A 14,796-nucleotide genomic window follows, 5' to 3' on the forward strand; every position below is an offset into this window, starting at 1 on the left:
GTCGTTGAGCATACCTTGAGTCCCTTTGCCTGACAGCCAGGCCTATGCAAGCAACCGCGCCCAGTCCACGACCGTAGCAGTGCCCAGCGCAAAGCCGGTGCCGGTCAAGGCCAAATTGGGGTTACGGGCCGGGTCGTGTTCAAAGCGCGCCTGCCATTTGTCCTGCAGAGCGCCGGCAGCCTGTGGCGCTTGGGCGAATGTGCCGGGGTGCAGCATCTGGGCCTGAGGGGTCCAGACGGTGAGATACCCCGCATCGGCCGCTTTCAGGCACAGATCGACATCGGCTAACGCGTCAGCGAAGTGCTCCTCGTCCAGGCCGTCCACGGCTTCGAACAGCTCCTTGCGGATCATCAGGCAAGCGCCCGACACCGCCGAGTAGCTCTGCTCCACCTGATGACCGTTGAGGTAGCCCTTGGCGTCCTTGCGTTCGCCAACAAACACCGAGCCCACCTGGCCGTCGGGTTTAAGCACCAGACCGGCCTGGGTGGTGACACCGCGGATGTCCATCTGTTTGCTGCCGACGATCCCCACTTCAGGCCGCTGGGCCTGGTTGAGCAGACTGTCGAGCCAGTTGGCATTGATCACTTGCACCTGGGCCGACAGCAGCACCAGATAGTCACCTTTGGCCTGGCCGCTGGCCCAGTTGTACAACGCCGAAGTACTCAAGCGCCGGTCGCTGCGCAGGATGCTAATCCGGTCGCCCTTGCCTTCCAGGCTATCCAGCCACTGGATCAGGTCTTCGGATTGGCTGTGGTTGTCGGCAATCACGATTTCATGACGATGGTAGCGGGTACGCTGCAGCACGCTGACCAACGCCTGTTGGATGTGTTCGAAGTTGTCGCGGCTCTCAAGGATGATCGACACCAGCGGCCGTTCGGCGTGCTGGTAATCGATCTGGTAGGTCAGCGGCTGGGCCGAAGTGACCTGGGCGCGATAGCCCCGGGCAGTCAAGTGACGGGTCAACACCTGACGCTCTTGAGGGTTTTCTTCCTGCGTCGGGGCGTTGCAGATCAACAACGGCTCGGCCAGATGCGCCAGGCCGCTGAGCCCTTCGTCCTCGATCAGGCGCAACAGCAGGTCCAGTTCCAGGGCCTGGGTGTATTGCGCGGTAAAGCCACGGGCCTGGGTCAGCACCTCACGGCGAATCAGCCAGTGCCGCGCCATCAACGAAGGTACCGATTGCAACAGATCGAGGTTGACCCCCGGACGGAATACGTCGGTGAGGCCGCCATCGGCCTTGCGCTGGATTTCATCCATGGCCACCGCGCGCACGCCCTCGGCACCGATCAGTTCGAGACTGGCGCGCAGCAGGCCGCTTTGGGTGAACTGGTCACCCGCTTCGGCCAGCAACAGCCAGTCGGCTGTGGATTGCCCGACGATCTGATTGATGCGCTCGACGTAATTGGTGGTGCTGACTTTGACGAAGTGCACGGTGTCACGCACGGTGGTGGTCGCCGGCAAGTCACCCGTGGTGAACACCACGACGTTGAATGCTTTGCAATGGCCGTTGACCAGGCTGTCGAAGGTGGCCTGCAACTTGAACATGTCAGCGTCCAGATCCAGCAACAGGATGCCAAACCGCGGCCCGCCCTGATGCTCGACCAGGTGGGCGGCGATGGACTTGAGTTGCTGTTCATCAGGGTTACGTGCTTCAAGCCAGCTCAACAAGCGACCAGAGTGCATGTTCTCCAGTAACCGGCGATCCTGCTGCCCCGGCACCGAGTCCAGACGCTCGAGCCAGGCCTGCAATTTCACCGCCTCTTCAGGCTCGTCGCTGTTCTTCAACGACTCGGCCAGGCGCTTGACCACGGTACGGTTGAACGCATAAAGACCTTGGGCTTCCCACAAGCGGCTGCGTATCGTGCGTTCGTTGTCGTTGGGTTGCACCTGCATCAATTCGTGCTGGCGCAGCAGGATGCCTTCCAGTTGCTGAAGCTGAAGGCGACCGGCCGGCATTGCATGCAGCAGGAATTCAAACTGGGTCAGCAGATCGAAAACCCTCTGATTATAAAATGGCATTTCGACAAACTGCTGTGGGCCAAACGAACGTATCGGCTCGCCCCCTGCTTCCAGCCAGGCGGAACGAATGATCTGTGTACCTTTGAGTGAGCGCCCCTGCTGCAAGCAGTCAGCCATGGCCGCAAAACTGTCCAAAGCAATCTGTTTGATACGCTCCGGAGCCTGCTCGGTAAGCTGGGTAGGCACGGATGCGAGAAACTCGGCGAACTGTTCCCGCTCGGCAACGCTTTTGGCGTCCTTGTAGCTAAGCACGGTCAACACATTGGTGTTGTGTTCGGAACCGCCGTAGTTGAGTTCGCGCACGGCGAACGGAATCGGCAGGATCCGCGCCTTGGCGCACGCCAGCAAGTAAAAGGTATGACCGATTTCCTGCCATTCGAAACTGGTGCCTGGCGGCAGCATGCCGTACCACTGCTGCAGCAGGTCGGTGCGGGTCACGGCGTAGAACGGCGGAAGGAACTGATCCATGAAGCGAATCACACGGTCCTCGGCCAGTTCGCTGTTGTAGTCCTCATGCACCTTGCGATCACGGCGGAAATAGCAGACTTCTGTGGCGCAGGACAAATACATGATCCCGTAGCCATGGCACAGGCCATAGTCAGGGTTGGCTTCGAGGAACTCCACCGATTCGGTCAAGGCATCGCGCAGCAGGAAATCGTCATCGGCGGCGAACACCATGTAGGGCGTCGTGACCTGATTGACGCCGTACACCAGCTTGTCTTGCAGCCCCTTGTAGGTGAACTGAGGCAAGTGCCGGTAATCGACCGAGGGAAAGTCCCGGGCAATTTGCTCATCGCGCTCGACCGATGAATCAAGCACCAGCACCGAACATGGATAACCGCTGTAGTAATGCAATGTCCGGCGCAGGAACGCACTGCGGTTGTGGGAGATCACCACCACTGTGAACCGCTCGTTCAGCGGTGCCACGTTGCTTTGAGCATTGTTTCGAACCTGCATATTTCCTGTCCCCACAACCTGCCAGACGCCAATGATTTGATACGGATGAATTAACGAACCCGGCGCAGATAGCCATCCGGTGCGACGGTGATCAGCAGCTTGTTCTGCAACTGCCGGTCAATTTCGAAATCGCCATTTTCCTCGAGGTATTTCCACACCGCGGTTTTCGGGTTGTCGCCCGGGCCCCATGGACGATCCGGGAAAAAGTCCGCCGGCATGTCCTCGACCACGGTGTCCATCACCACGCAATAGCTGCCTACCGAAACCAGCGGCGCGTACAGACGCAGTTCTTCGAGCACATGGTCGTGGGTGTGGTTGGAATCGAGCACCAGGATGACTTTCTTGCCTTTGGCCGCTGCATGGACCTGCTCGGCGATAGCCGCATCGATGCTCGAACCCTCGATCATCGAGATGCGTTTGCTCATCGGGTGGTTTTCGATGGCTTCACGGTTATGCGGGCGGATATCCAGGTCGATGCCCAGCACTTCACCGTGGCCTTGCAGTTCCAGCAACGAGGCGTAGTAGATGATCGAACCGCCGTGGGCGATGCCGCACTCGATGATCAGGTCAGGCTTGATCTGCCAGATCAGTTCCTGCATGGCCATCATGTCCTGCGGCAACTGGATGATGGGGCGGCCCATCCAGGAAAAATGGTAGCTGTACTTGTGACGGGCCGATTCGTTGAAGAACTCTTTGGCCAGGCCAACGAGTTTCTGGTCTTGGCCTTGACCGGCGATTTCGGTCTGGCATTGGGCTTCGAAGGCTTTATGGATCGTGTTGTCGGTCATGTTCGAATCTCGTGGTTATTGGAACGAAGCACTGTCAACGGCGTGGTAGACGTAACGCCCACCGGTCATCCGCTTGATCTCTTCAAGGTAATTGGAATTCATCACAAACACGTGCGCCCCTTCAGGCAAGGTATCCATCGCCTCATCCGGTGAGCAGACACGTGCGCCACTCAAGGGCAGATACCGTCCCTGCTTGGCCGGGTTGATATCCACCACGCAGTCCACCGCAACACCAGCGCGTTGCAGGAACAGCGAATAGATCACACCTTTGGACGAAGCCCCCCAGATCGCCGAGCCCTGCTGCGGCGCAGCCTGGATAATCTGCACCGCGCGCCCGAGACTGGCAGTGAAGCCGTCCGGCAACGCAAGTTCCACCGCGGGTTCTTCCGGCGTCAGGCGCAACGTAGCCAGGTCAGCCACGATGTACAGGTACTGGCCGCCGAACAGATGTCCGGCTTCATGCACCGTGCCGAACATTCGGCGCAGGTCATCGAGGCGGAAATAATTGACATGCTCGTAGAACAGGTCGAACCAGGCGCGATGCTCCAGGATCCAGTCCAGGCATGGCACTTCGATGTAGATCTGGCCGCCCTGATTGGCCGCTGCGATTTCGGTGAGAAAGCTCAGCGGGTCCTGGATGTGCTCAAGCACATGACGAAGCACCACCGCGTCGGCCGACAGGCCCAGGTCACGAGTGAACGGCGCCTTGATCACATCGGCGTTATCGCCCTCGTAGGCCGGGTCGATGCCCGTGATGGCGTAGCCACGCTGCTTGAGCAGTTCCAGGAAATAGCCCTTGCCACAACCGACCTCGATCAGCTCCTGAGCGCTGAAGTGCCGGGCAATGATGCCTTCTACCTCAGACAGGTGCCGCTGGAACTGAGCCGAGTGGGCCTGTTCGTTCTGATAATCACTGTCGTAGCTGAGCTTGTCGGCATCGAATGCCTGGTTGAAGACCAACCCGCTCACTTCGTCTTGGACGAGTACCATATCGGCACACGCCGACGCTTTGGCCGACTGCTCATCGGCGAAGGTCCGGTTTTGCAGCACCGGAAGACCGGTAGCCCGGTACAGCTCACGCGTCATGTGCGGCTCCCAATAAGGTTTGCAAACGGTCAGCCACGCCCCAGAACGCCATGGGTTCGTGAGTCGGGTAAGGATAATGGCCCAGGTTCAGGCGAAGGGCGGCACCACGCTCGCGCAGGTGTGCTTCCACCAGCGCGCGCACTGACACCGGTTTGCCGCTGGAACAATTGACCACGCCATTAAATCGGCGCCGCAGCAGCAGGCCAGCCAAATGGGCGGCCGCAGTCTCGATCGGCAGGTAATCGCGCAACTGTTCACCCCCGGACATATCGAATACCGCTGCTTGTGTATCGATGGCCCGGTCCAGCGCCGCCAACAAGCTGTTGGGGTTCTGGCCAGCGCCATGCAGGTAGAACAAGCGGGCCCACTGCAAGGTAAAGGGATGCTCGCGTTGCAGGTGTTCGAGAAACAGGCGCAAAGTATTTTTCGCCAATCCGTAAGGATTGGCCGGTTGCGGCGCAGTCTGCTCGTCGAGCGGCCCGCTTTGCAGGCCGTATTCGAAACAGGTGCCAGTGACCAGCACTTGGGAGGTGCCTGCCTCGACTGCCTTTTTGATGAAGCGATAATCAGCCATCAAGTTGTGTTCGAAATGAAACAATGCCTGGTAATTCGGCAACCCAGGCCAGGCCAGGTGCGCTAACGCATCGACCCCTTCGACCAGCGCCGCGACGTCCAGCGCCTCGTCGTGGACATCAGCCGCCACGAACTCGACCTGGTCGAACCAAGGCAATGCTCTCGCCGGTTCGACCCGACGGGCAACGGCCCTTACCTCACAGCCACGCGCTAGCAACGCCTGGACCAGATGACGGCCGACGAACCCCGAAGCGCCAGTCACCAGGACCTTCATAGCACCGTCAACTCAGGCACGGCGATCACGAACTGCCCACCCCATTGACGAACCTCGGCCAACTGCTGGCTGACTTCGCTCAACAGGTTCCAGGGCAGGACAAGGACGTAATCGGGTTTCTCCCGCGCGATACGCTCGGGCGACACCACTGGGATTCTGCTGCCCGGCAGGTACTTGCCCTGTTTGTGCGGATTGGCATCGGCTACCCATGCCAGCAGGTCGGGTTTGACCCCGGCATAGTTGAGCAACGTATTACCTTTGGCGGCCGCGCCATAACCGACTACATGCTTGCCATCAGCCTTGGCCTGCAACAGGAAGCGCAGCAAACCATGCTTGATGGCCTCAGCGGCCGGCGCCAAAGTGGCGTAATACGCAGAGGTTTTCACGCCTGCGGATAGCTCAGCCTGCAATTGCTGTTGCACCGTGGCCAGCACCGGACGACGCTCGCCATCGGCGCGCTGGACGAACACCCGCAACGAACCGCCGTGGGTCGACAGTTGGCTGACATCGAATACTTCCAGCCCGTTGCGCTCGCACAGTGCTTGCACGGCCGTCAGCGACAGGTAGGAAAAATGTTCGTGATACAGGGTGTCGAACTGCTGCCCGGCCATCAGCGTGAGCAATTGCGGAAACTCAAACGTCGCGACGCCCGTCGGCTTCAGCAGCGTGGCGAAACCGGCGAGGAAATCATTGATGTCCGGCACATGGGCGAGCACGTTATTGGCCGCCATCAGGTCGGCTGCCCAACCCTCACCCATGAGTTGCGACGCGGTATCGCGGCCAAAGAACAGCTCGCGAATTTCCAGACCTTTTTCACGAGCCGCCTCGGCGGTGCTGCGGGTCGGCTCGACGCCCAGGCACGCAATGCCGCGCTTGGCCACGTACTGCAACAGGTAACCGTCGTTGGCGGCAATCTCCACCACGCGGCTGTCCGAGGTCAAATCGAAGCGTTCGACCATCTCGGCCACATAGCGCTCGGCATGGGCCAGCCAGGTACTGGAGAACGAACTGAAATAGGCGTAGTCGGCATCGAACAGACTGTCGGCGCGGGTGTAATCCTCGGTCTGTACCAGCCAGCACTGCTGGCATACCGCAACCTTGAGCGGCACCCACTGCTCGGCCTGCTCCAGTTGGTCGGCCCGCACGTATGCGTTGGACGGCGGCGACGTGCCAAGGTCAATCAGTGGCAACACCAGGGCAGTCCCGCAACCTCGGCAATTCATACACGCACTCCAGCGAAATGCTCGTCGAGCAAGGGATGGCTGCTGTCCCGCATCGACAGATTATTGACAGGCAGCGGCCAGGCAATCGCCAGCCGCGGATCATTGACCGATACGCCACCCTCATGCTCCGGGGCGTAATCGGCACTGTGCAGATACAGGAGCTCGGCATCGTCGGTCAGGGTCTGGAACCCATGGGCAAACCCGGCCGGGATCAACAGGCTGCGGCCGTCACCCGCCGTTAAATGCTCGGCATGCCAGCGCAGGAAAGTGTCGGAATCGGGACGCAAATCCACCGCCACATCCCAGACCTCACCGCGCAGGCAAGCGATCAATTTGGCCTCCGGTTGCGCCGCGCTCTGGTAATGCAGACCCCGTACGCTACCTCGCTCGCGGGTGCAGGAATGGTTGATCTGACGGATATGAAACGGTTGGCCGAACGCGCTCAGACTGCCCTCGCAGAACAGCCGGGCAAAATGCCCGCGCTGGTCTTCGAAGCGTTTGTGCTGGACGCTGAACAGTCCGGCAAGAGGCAATGCCTTTAACAAAAACTCGCTCACACCGCGCCTCGGTACAGGTTCAATTGGCCGAGGGTGACCTGGCGCATGTCATCGCCGTTCTGCCACGCCAAATGCCAATCGAGAGTCTGGGCAAGACACTGCTGCAACGACCAACGCGGCTGCCAACCCAGCAACTGTCGGGCGCGGCTGCTGTCCAGGCGCAACAGGCCGGCTTCATGCAAATCACTCGCTTCGATCCGCAGGCCCGGCGCCAGCGGCCAGCGTTCGGCGAGCAACTGGACGACTTCGCCGACGCTGCACATGTCGGCCTCGCCGGGGCCAAAGTTCCAGGCACCGGCAAACTCCGGGCCTTGCTCATAGAGGCGCGCGGCCAATTGCAGGTAACCGGCCAACGGCTCCAGGGCGTGCTGCCAGGGGCGTACGGCCTGGGGATAACGCAGCGTCACCGGTTCGTCCGCCGACCAGGCCTTGAGCACGTCTGGAATCAGCCGCTCAGGGGCAAAATCACCGCCACCCAGTACGTTTCCAGCCCGGGCCGTGGCCAGGGCCAGGCCGTGTTCGGCGTAACGATCGGCGGAGAAAAACGAGGCGGCATAAGACTGCGCCAGCAACTCGCAGCAGGCCTTACTGCTGCTGTAAGGATCGTGGCCACCCAGGGCTTCGTTTTCGCGGTAGGGCCACAGCCATTCCTGATTGGCGTAGACCTTATCGGTAGTGACCAGGACACAGGCACGCACGCCGCCGATCTGGCGGACCGCTTCGAGCAGGTTCAGGGTGCCCATGACGTTACTGGAATAAGTGCCCAGCGGATCGCGATAACCCTCGCGTACCAATGGTTGAGCCGCCAGGTGCAGGACGATCTGCGGCTGCACGTCGGCGAGCACTTCCAGCAACGCGCCGAGGTCGCGCAAATCACCGCGCCGATCATCGATGCCCTCGCCCACCCTTGCCAGCTCGAACAGGTTGGGCTCGGTGGCCGGATCCAGGGAAAAACCGCTGACCCGAGCGCCCAGGCTTTGCAGCCACAGCGCCAGCCAACTGCCCTTGAAACCGGTGTGGCCGGTGACCAGCACCCGCTTGCCGCGCCAGAACTCCGGGCTCAACCCCATTGTTTCCATGGGGCCTCCCCGCTTTGCCACAGGGCCTCAAGATGATTTTTATCGCGCAGGGTGTCCATCGGGTGCCAGAAACCGTCGTGCTGGAACGCCTGCAGTTGCTGTTGCGTTGCCAACGCTGCCAGCGGCTCGGCCTCCCAGGAAGTCTGGTCGTCAGCGATATAGGGCAGGACCTTCGGCGAGAGGACAAAAAAACCACCGTTGATCCAGCCACCGTCACCCCGAGGTTTTTCGGTGAAACCCAGGACGCTATCGCCGTCGCGCTCCAGCGCACCGTAACGTCCAGGAGGCTGGACTGCCGTCACCGTGGCGAGCTTGCCGTGCGCCAGGTGAAAATCCACCAGCGCACCGATGTTGAGGTCCGAGACGCCGTCGCCATAGGTAAAGCAAAACGCCTCTTCGTTTTCCAGATAACGCGCCGCCCGCCGCAGCCGGCCGCCGGTCATGGTGTCTTCACCGGTGTCGATCAAGGTCACGCGCCACGGCTCGCTGTAGTTCTGGTGAACGTCCATGCGGTTGTTGCACATGTCGAACGTGACATCGGAGGTGTGCAGGAAGTAGTTGGCGAAGAAATCCTTGATGGCGTAGCCCTTGTAGCCCAGGCAAATGACGAAGTCGTGGATTCCATGAGCGGAATACTGCTTCATGATGTGCCAAAGAATTGGCTTGCCACCGATTTCGATCATCGGTTTTGGCTTGAGGTGCGACTCCTCGCTGATCCGCGTGCCGAGACCACCTGCCAAGATAACTGCCTTCATCGTCTCCCCTCTTGTCCATCACCGGGCTCGGCCAAGCGTTGTTTCGCTTTGCGGGCGCGGGGATTACACCTTCGATGCCGATCCGGGCGCCGCGGTATGCCGCAAGCGCTCGTTTTATGGCGATATGAGGGGGGCTTGCAGGAAACGCGCCAGCTCGCCGGAGGGGATTTGAATCAAAACAGGGTTGAATACTGATCTTAGTGGCGAGGGAATTTTATCCCCTCGCCACGGCCTTCCGGCCCAAACAGCTCATGCTCAGTCCGGCAACCAACCCCACAACCAATGCTGCAAGTTGTCGCCACTGAGCATGAAATCACGAAGCACCGCTTCGCGCAGTTCATCGCCCATGCGGTAGCTGGCGTCAGGGTCGGCCAGGTGCATGCGGATCGCCGCGATCCATTCCTCGGTGCTGTTGCTGCGTACCTTGGTACACGGCAGGAAGCCGTCGTAAGCCTTGGTATCGGTGCAGATCACCGGGTAGCCGCAGGCGCCGTATTCCAGCAAGCGCAGGTTGCTCTTGCAGTCGTTGAAGATGTGGAACTCCAGGGGCGCCAGCGCCAGGTCAAGGTTCAGGCTGGCCAGTTTGAACGGGTACGTCTGCAACCCGACGGAGCCGTGGAACTCATGAATGTAGGGGCGTAACGCGTCCGGGCACATCCCGAAGAACACCCACTCCACCTCATTGGCCAGTTCGCGGACGACGTCGGCAATGATTTCCAGGTCACCGCTGTGGCTGGTCCCGCCGCCCCAGCCAACCCGCGGCTTGGAAGATGTTCCGCGCCGGCTGGTCAACCGGGTCCACGGTTCGGGCGGCAGCATGTTGGGCACTACCCGAATTTCGCTATGCATGCTCGACAAGGCATCGGCCAGCGCCTGGGTCGTCACCACCACCCGGTCACACAAGCCAATTCCCTCGCGCAGCATCTGCTCAGTGTTGACCGGTTTGTTGCGGGCGTGGGTATTTTTCTTGGGGGCACTGACGACGTAGTCATCGAGCTCGAAAATCCGCAAGGCGCCGGAGTACTTCTTCATCCGCAGGATGTCACCGGCAGCGCCTTCGCTGTAGCGCCCCTGCAAAACGATGGTATCCGGGGACAGCCGCTCGATTTCCACGGTCGAAGGCGACTCGTAGGCCACCCGGGCAATCACCCGCCCGCTGGCTTCGAGTTCGGCCAGCGGGGCGGTGACCCGATAGTGGCCGACCGCGGTGGAGTTGACCGGCAGTCCCAGTACCAAGGGCAATGCACGGGTGCAGAACGGATTCCAGTTATTGCGCAGTGACGGTTCCAGGCTGAAACTGGAAGCCCCAAGACTCAAGGTAGGACTGTAAGCCGGGTCACGAGCAATCTGCGGCAACCATTTGCGATAGAAAACTTCGCGCTCGCGCTCCTGCAACACTTCTTCCGACTGGGCTGACGATTGCCCGGTCGTTTGCATGACGCTGGCGTAGGGTGTCCAGACCACCAGGTAGCCATCTTTACCTGCACGCAAGCACAAATCGACGTCACTGAGGCCCTGGCTGAATGTCGCGTCATCAAGACAACCCAGTTCCTCGAACACCTGCTTGCGCACCATCAGGCAGTCGCTGTTGACCGAACTCCAGTTCTGGGTCGTGTGCAGACGTTGCATGTAGCCACGAGCGGCCGCCGGTTCGCCATAAAACGGTGTTCCCACCGGCCCGGCCAACCCAAGAATTTGCCCACCACCGACAACCGTGCCCTGGGGGCTGAGTATCCTTGCGCCGACCACCGCGACTTCCGGGCGCAGGGCATGGTTGATCATCTCGTCCAACCAGTCACTTTCGCAAATGACAATCTGCGGGCTCAGCAGCACCAGGTAGTCGCCCTGAGCCTGACCCGCGGCAAAGTTACGCACCGAGGCGTCATTGTCGTCACCGGCGTAGCGAAGCACGCGCAGCATGCTCGCGCCCAGCTGCGCCATGTCCTCGAGCCAGCTAAGCATGGCCGAATCCCGGACGCCGCTGTCCACGATCAGGATTTCATAGTGCGTATAGGCAGTGCGCTCGATCAGGCTTTCGCAGCAGCGCTGCAAGGCTGCCAGTGAATCACCCGTGCGCAGGATGATCGACACCAACGGACGGGTGCCGTAGCGGTAGTCGATGCGATTGATCAGCGGCAACACATCCTGGCGAATCTCATGAGGTGCGCCAATACGCTCCAGGTGAGCGCCGACCATAGGAGCGTTGCCCTCGATCACCTCGGGCCACGACAACCACTGGGCGAAGCTCAGTGTGGATTCAACCTGGATCTCGGCAATGTGTTCGATGGTTTGCGGGCCGGCCTCTTCCACCAGCCGCCAGAGCAGATCGTGAGGCGCCAGCTCACCGCGAGCCGGGTCGAACCCGCCCAGGGTCATGAAGCGTTCACGCTCGAAGGCCAGTGCCCGACCGACGTAGGGATAGGCGCGCATCAGGTCGAGGTTGAAATCAGGCTTGAACACCGGTTCGATGGACTCGCCGTTTACCAGCGCGCCTTCGTCGCTGTAAGCGCAGAGAATTCCGCTCTTGCCCGCCACGCGTTCGGCCAGGATCAACAACGCTGAATCACGGAGGGTATCGCCAGCACGCAGAAGATAGAACCAATGTGCGCCCTCCAACTGCGCAACGATGGCATTGAGTTGCCGCGCCCAGTCGGACTGATAAGGCAACTGCAACACCCGATCATTGACCTCACAACGGGCGTCGGAAAGCACCACGACAGCCTGGGCCGGATAGAGCTGGCCCTCTATGCTGCGCAGCGTGGTCGCCAATGCCACGTCGTCGCCGGCACTGTCGATGACAATCGGCACGATGTTCGGACGCAATGGCCAACTGTCGATGCGCGCAGGCATGACACGCTGCTCGACCTCGCTGAAGCGACGAATCGACAGCCACTCGCGGTAGAACTCGGCATAACTCTCGCTCTGGGCACCTACCCGGCCATTGACGACCGTATTGCGATTGCCCAGCACGCGGGTCACACATAATTCCTGCCAGGCGTGAGGCTGATCGGTGACTTTGTCCAGATCAACGCAACGCACCCAGCCAGAGGCCGGAGCCGCTTCACCGTTGCGTGCGGCGAGCATCTGCGCCAACCATTGCCACTCCACTTTCGCAGCCTTGAGCATTTCAGCAGTCTTGCTCAAACGCTCAGGGTACAAGCGCTCGATACTCAAAACCGTATTGAGCGCTGCCAGGTTACCGCGGCGCATCAGACAGACAAACAAGGCAAAGTCGAGGGTGGCAACGAAACCGGCTCCGCCCTGGACCAGCGCTGGCAGCAGCTCGAGCACATCGGCCCGGCGCATCAGGGCGGAACTGAAATTACCAACGAAATTAGTCGGCGTGCTCTCGAAAATCGCCAGCATGTCATCGCCCTTGAGCAGAGCATCGTTCGGCGAGAATCGGCAATTATCGACGCGAGGCGGCAAGATGAAGTTACCGGCGTCACACAACAACCGAAGCGCGAACACAACGCTGACGTCAGCATGATCCATCAACGCCTGGGCCTGCATCGCAATGCTCGGCGCAAACAGCCGATCATCGTCGCACAACACTTTGATGAACTCGCCCCTGGCCTCTTCGACACAACGCAACAGGTTGCCCTGAAGCCCCAGTCGCTGCGGATTTCGCAGATAGCGGATCGGATGGGACGGCTCAGTGAAGGAATCGACTGTCCGGCGAATTTCATCGCCAGGCGAATCGTCGCAAACAACGATTTCGATCTGCTCGTAAGTCTGGGCCAGGGCACTGAGCAGTGCCTGGTCGAAGAACCGGGGGTTGTACGCAGGAATGACAATACTGACGAGGGGCAATGGTTTCACGGCGAAAACTCTCGAGCGGCGGGCCCCGACCTTTTCAGGCCGGAGCCCCGGAACCGCTTAAAAAAGACGGTTGGCGGCTCGGTCGATACCGGCTCAGATCTTGTTGAACAGGCCCAGTTGGGTGATCTTGCTGAACGCCAGTTGCGAGGCTTGCAGCATGGTCTGTTGCAAGGTCAAGCGGGTCATCACTTCGGCCGGATCGGAATCGCGGATCGACGATTGGGTCTGGTTATTGGCCAACAACAGGCTCTGGTTCGTGTCGCTTTGGGTTTCCAGAGCCTGGCCACGCCCACCTACCGAACTCAAGGCGCTGGACAACTGGTCGGTGCCGCTGGCCAGGTTGCCAATACCGGAGGCCAGCGAAGCCTGCAGCTTTTGCAGCGCAATCGGATCGTTGTTGGTTGGCGTGCTCAACGCGGTTTTCAGTTGGTTCACGGTGTCCAGAATGTTCTGGGTCTCGTGGGTATTGACCGCGATGCTGAACTGATCGTCCGCACCGGGCGTACCGTCCAGGGTGAAGCTCACACCCGAGGCGGTGGCCACGTTGCCGGCCAGGGTGCCGCTGGACACCGGCTGGCTGTTGGCAGTCAACGGCGCGGCGTACAGGTCGAAGTCGGTGGCGCTGGTGAACTTCAATACGGCCGAACCGGTAGGGAAACTGGCGTGATACGCCACCGGGTCGGTGATCTCGCTGCCCGTGACCTGGACGGTGGTCGGGTTGCCCGGGCTGCGGGTCGCGGCAAAGGTGTCCGGCTTGGCGGCCAGGGTGAAGGTATGGCCCGGCAACACGGTATTGGCATCATCACCGGTTTGCAGATTGATGTTCAGGGTCAGTTCCAGACCACGGAACTGCACCGCCTGACCTTTTTTGCTGCTGGGATCAAAAGCGCCGCCCTGGCTGGCTTCGGCGGTGACGTCGTTGCCGCCGGAGTCGGTGATTCTCAGCTGCGTGCCGCTGGTGAATTCAACGGTATAGGGTTCGCCGCTGCGAAATTTGCTGTTGTAGCTGACACTGGACGAGACCTGACCGTTGGACAGCACCACGCGACCATCGTCCACCGCCGGTGCGGTCATGGTGACCTGGCTGCGGCTGGTGTTGACGGCCTGCTGGAACACTTCCCAGCCGGTGCTGTTGGTGGCCATCGACATGGTATCGCCGACCGGCAGGTCGAGGGTCACCTGGTCACCGTTGTAGCTGTAGCTGCCATCGGTGTTGCGGGTGAACGGGATGGTGTCGCCCTTGGAACCGGCGAAAATGTATTTGCCGTTTTCGTCCTTGCTGTTCATCAGGCTGAGCAACTGCTCTTCGATCTGCGCCAGCTCCGAGGCGTTGGCCTGGCGGTCGGCGTCGGTGTAGCCAGCGTTGCCGGCACCGACGGCCAATTCCTTGGCGCGCTGCAGCACGTTACCAATGCTGGTCATCACTGCTTCAGTGGTGCCCAGGGTTGCCTTGATGGTGTTGGCGTTGGTTTCGTACTGGGCCAGCATCGAGGCCTGTGTGCCCAGTTGCAGCAGACGTGAAGCCCCTACCGGGTCATCGGCAGCGGTATTGACGCGCACCAGGCTGCTGGCCTCTTCGCTGGTCTTGACCACATTGGCGAAGTTTTTCTGATAGTTCGCAGCCGTGGATTCGTAAAACTGGGCGGTAGAAATTCGCATGGGC

The 14,796-nt window shown here is 60.5% G+C and carries 10 protein-coding genes; all 10 read right to left on the minus strand.

Annotation, left to right across the window (positions count from 1 at the left end; all coding sequences use genetic code 11):
- Positions 1-42: 42 nt before the first annotated feature.
- Positions 43-2,976: a TIGR00180 family glycosyltransferase gene (locus PSEUDOMOFG3G_RS18840; RefSeq protein WP_139050827.1), complete on the minus strand. Its 2,934-nt coding sequence runs from the start codon at positions 2,974-2,976 to the stop codon at positions 43-45.
- A 50-nt stretch (positions 2,977-3,026) separates the two neighbouring features.
- Positions 3,027-3,764: a cephalosporin hydroxylase family protein gene (locus PSEUDOMOFG3G_RS18845; RefSeq protein WP_139050828.1), complete on the minus strand. Its 738-nt coding sequence runs from the start codon at positions 3,762-3,764 to the stop codon at positions 3,027-3,029.
- 15 nt (positions 3,765-3,779) lie between these two features.
- Positions 3,780-4,850 (minus strand): class I SAM-dependent methyltransferase, encoded by a 1,071-nt coding sequence (locus PSEUDOMOFG3G_RS18850; RefSeq protein ID WP_139050829.1) that lies wholly within the window; start codon positions 4,848-4,850, stop codon positions 3,780-3,782.
- A complete protein-coding gene (locus tag PSEUDOMOFG3G_RS18855; RefSeq protein ID WP_139050830.1) occupies positions 4,840-5,697 on the minus strand; it encodes an NAD(P)-dependent oxidoreductase in 858 nt (285 codons plus the stop codon). Before PSEUDOMOFG3G_RS18855 ends, PSEUDOMOFG3G_RS18850 begins: the two co-directional genes overlap by 11 nt.
- On the minus strand, positions 5,694-6,920 hold the full coding sequence (locus PSEUDOMOFG3G_RS18860; protein WP_139050831.1) for a class I SAM-dependent methyltransferase: 1,227 nt from the start codon (positions 6,918-6,920) through the stop codon (positions 5,694-5,696). Before PSEUDOMOFG3G_RS18860 ends, PSEUDOMOFG3G_RS18855 begins: the two co-directional genes overlap by 4 nt.
- Positions 6,917-7,477 (minus strand): dTDP-4-dehydrorhamnose 3,5-epimerase family protein, encoded by a 561-nt coding sequence (locus tag PSEUDOMOFG3G_RS18865; RefSeq protein WP_139050832.1) that lies wholly within the window; start codon positions 7,475-7,477, stop codon positions 6,917-6,919. Before PSEUDOMOFG3G_RS18865 ends, PSEUDOMOFG3G_RS18860 begins: the two co-directional genes overlap by 4 nt.
- A complete protein-coding gene (gene rfbG, locus PSEUDOMOFG3G_RS18870) occupies positions 7,474-8,556 on the minus strand; it encodes a CDP-glucose 4,6-dehydratase (RefSeq protein WP_139050833.1) in 1,083 nt (360 codons plus the stop codon). The genes PSEUDOMOFG3G_RS18865 and rfbG overlap by 4 nt, the downstream gene beginning before the upstream one ends.
- Complete coding sequence (gene rfbF, locus PSEUDOMOFG3G_RS18875; protein WP_139050834.1) at positions 8,538-9,311, minus strand: glucose-1-phosphate cytidylyltransferase; 774 nt, start codon at positions 9,309-9,311, stop codon at positions 8,538-8,540. Before rfbF ends, rfbG begins: the two co-directional genes overlap by 19 nt.
- Before the next feature lie 255 nt (positions 9,312-9,566).
- Positions 9,567-13,133 (minus strand): glycosyltransferase, encoded by a 3,567-nt coding sequence (locus tag PSEUDOMOFG3G_RS18880; RefSeq protein ID WP_139050835.1) that lies wholly within the window; start codon positions 13,131-13,133, stop codon positions 9,567-9,569.
- A 93-nt stretch (positions 13,134-13,226) separates the two neighbouring features.
- Complete coding sequence (locus PSEUDOMOFG3G_RS18885; protein ID WP_139050836.1) at positions 13,227-14,792, minus strand: flagellar hook-associated protein 3; 1,566 nt, start codon at positions 14,790-14,792, stop codon at positions 13,227-13,229.
- Positions 14,793-14,796 lie beyond the last annotated feature (4 nt).

The sequence above is a fragment of the Pseudomonas sp. FG-3G genome (assembly GCF_901007645.1).
Taxonomy (GTDB): Bacteria; Pseudomonadota; Gammaproteobacteria; order Pseudomonadales; family Pseudomonadaceae; genus Aquipseudomonas; species Aquipseudomonas rhizophila.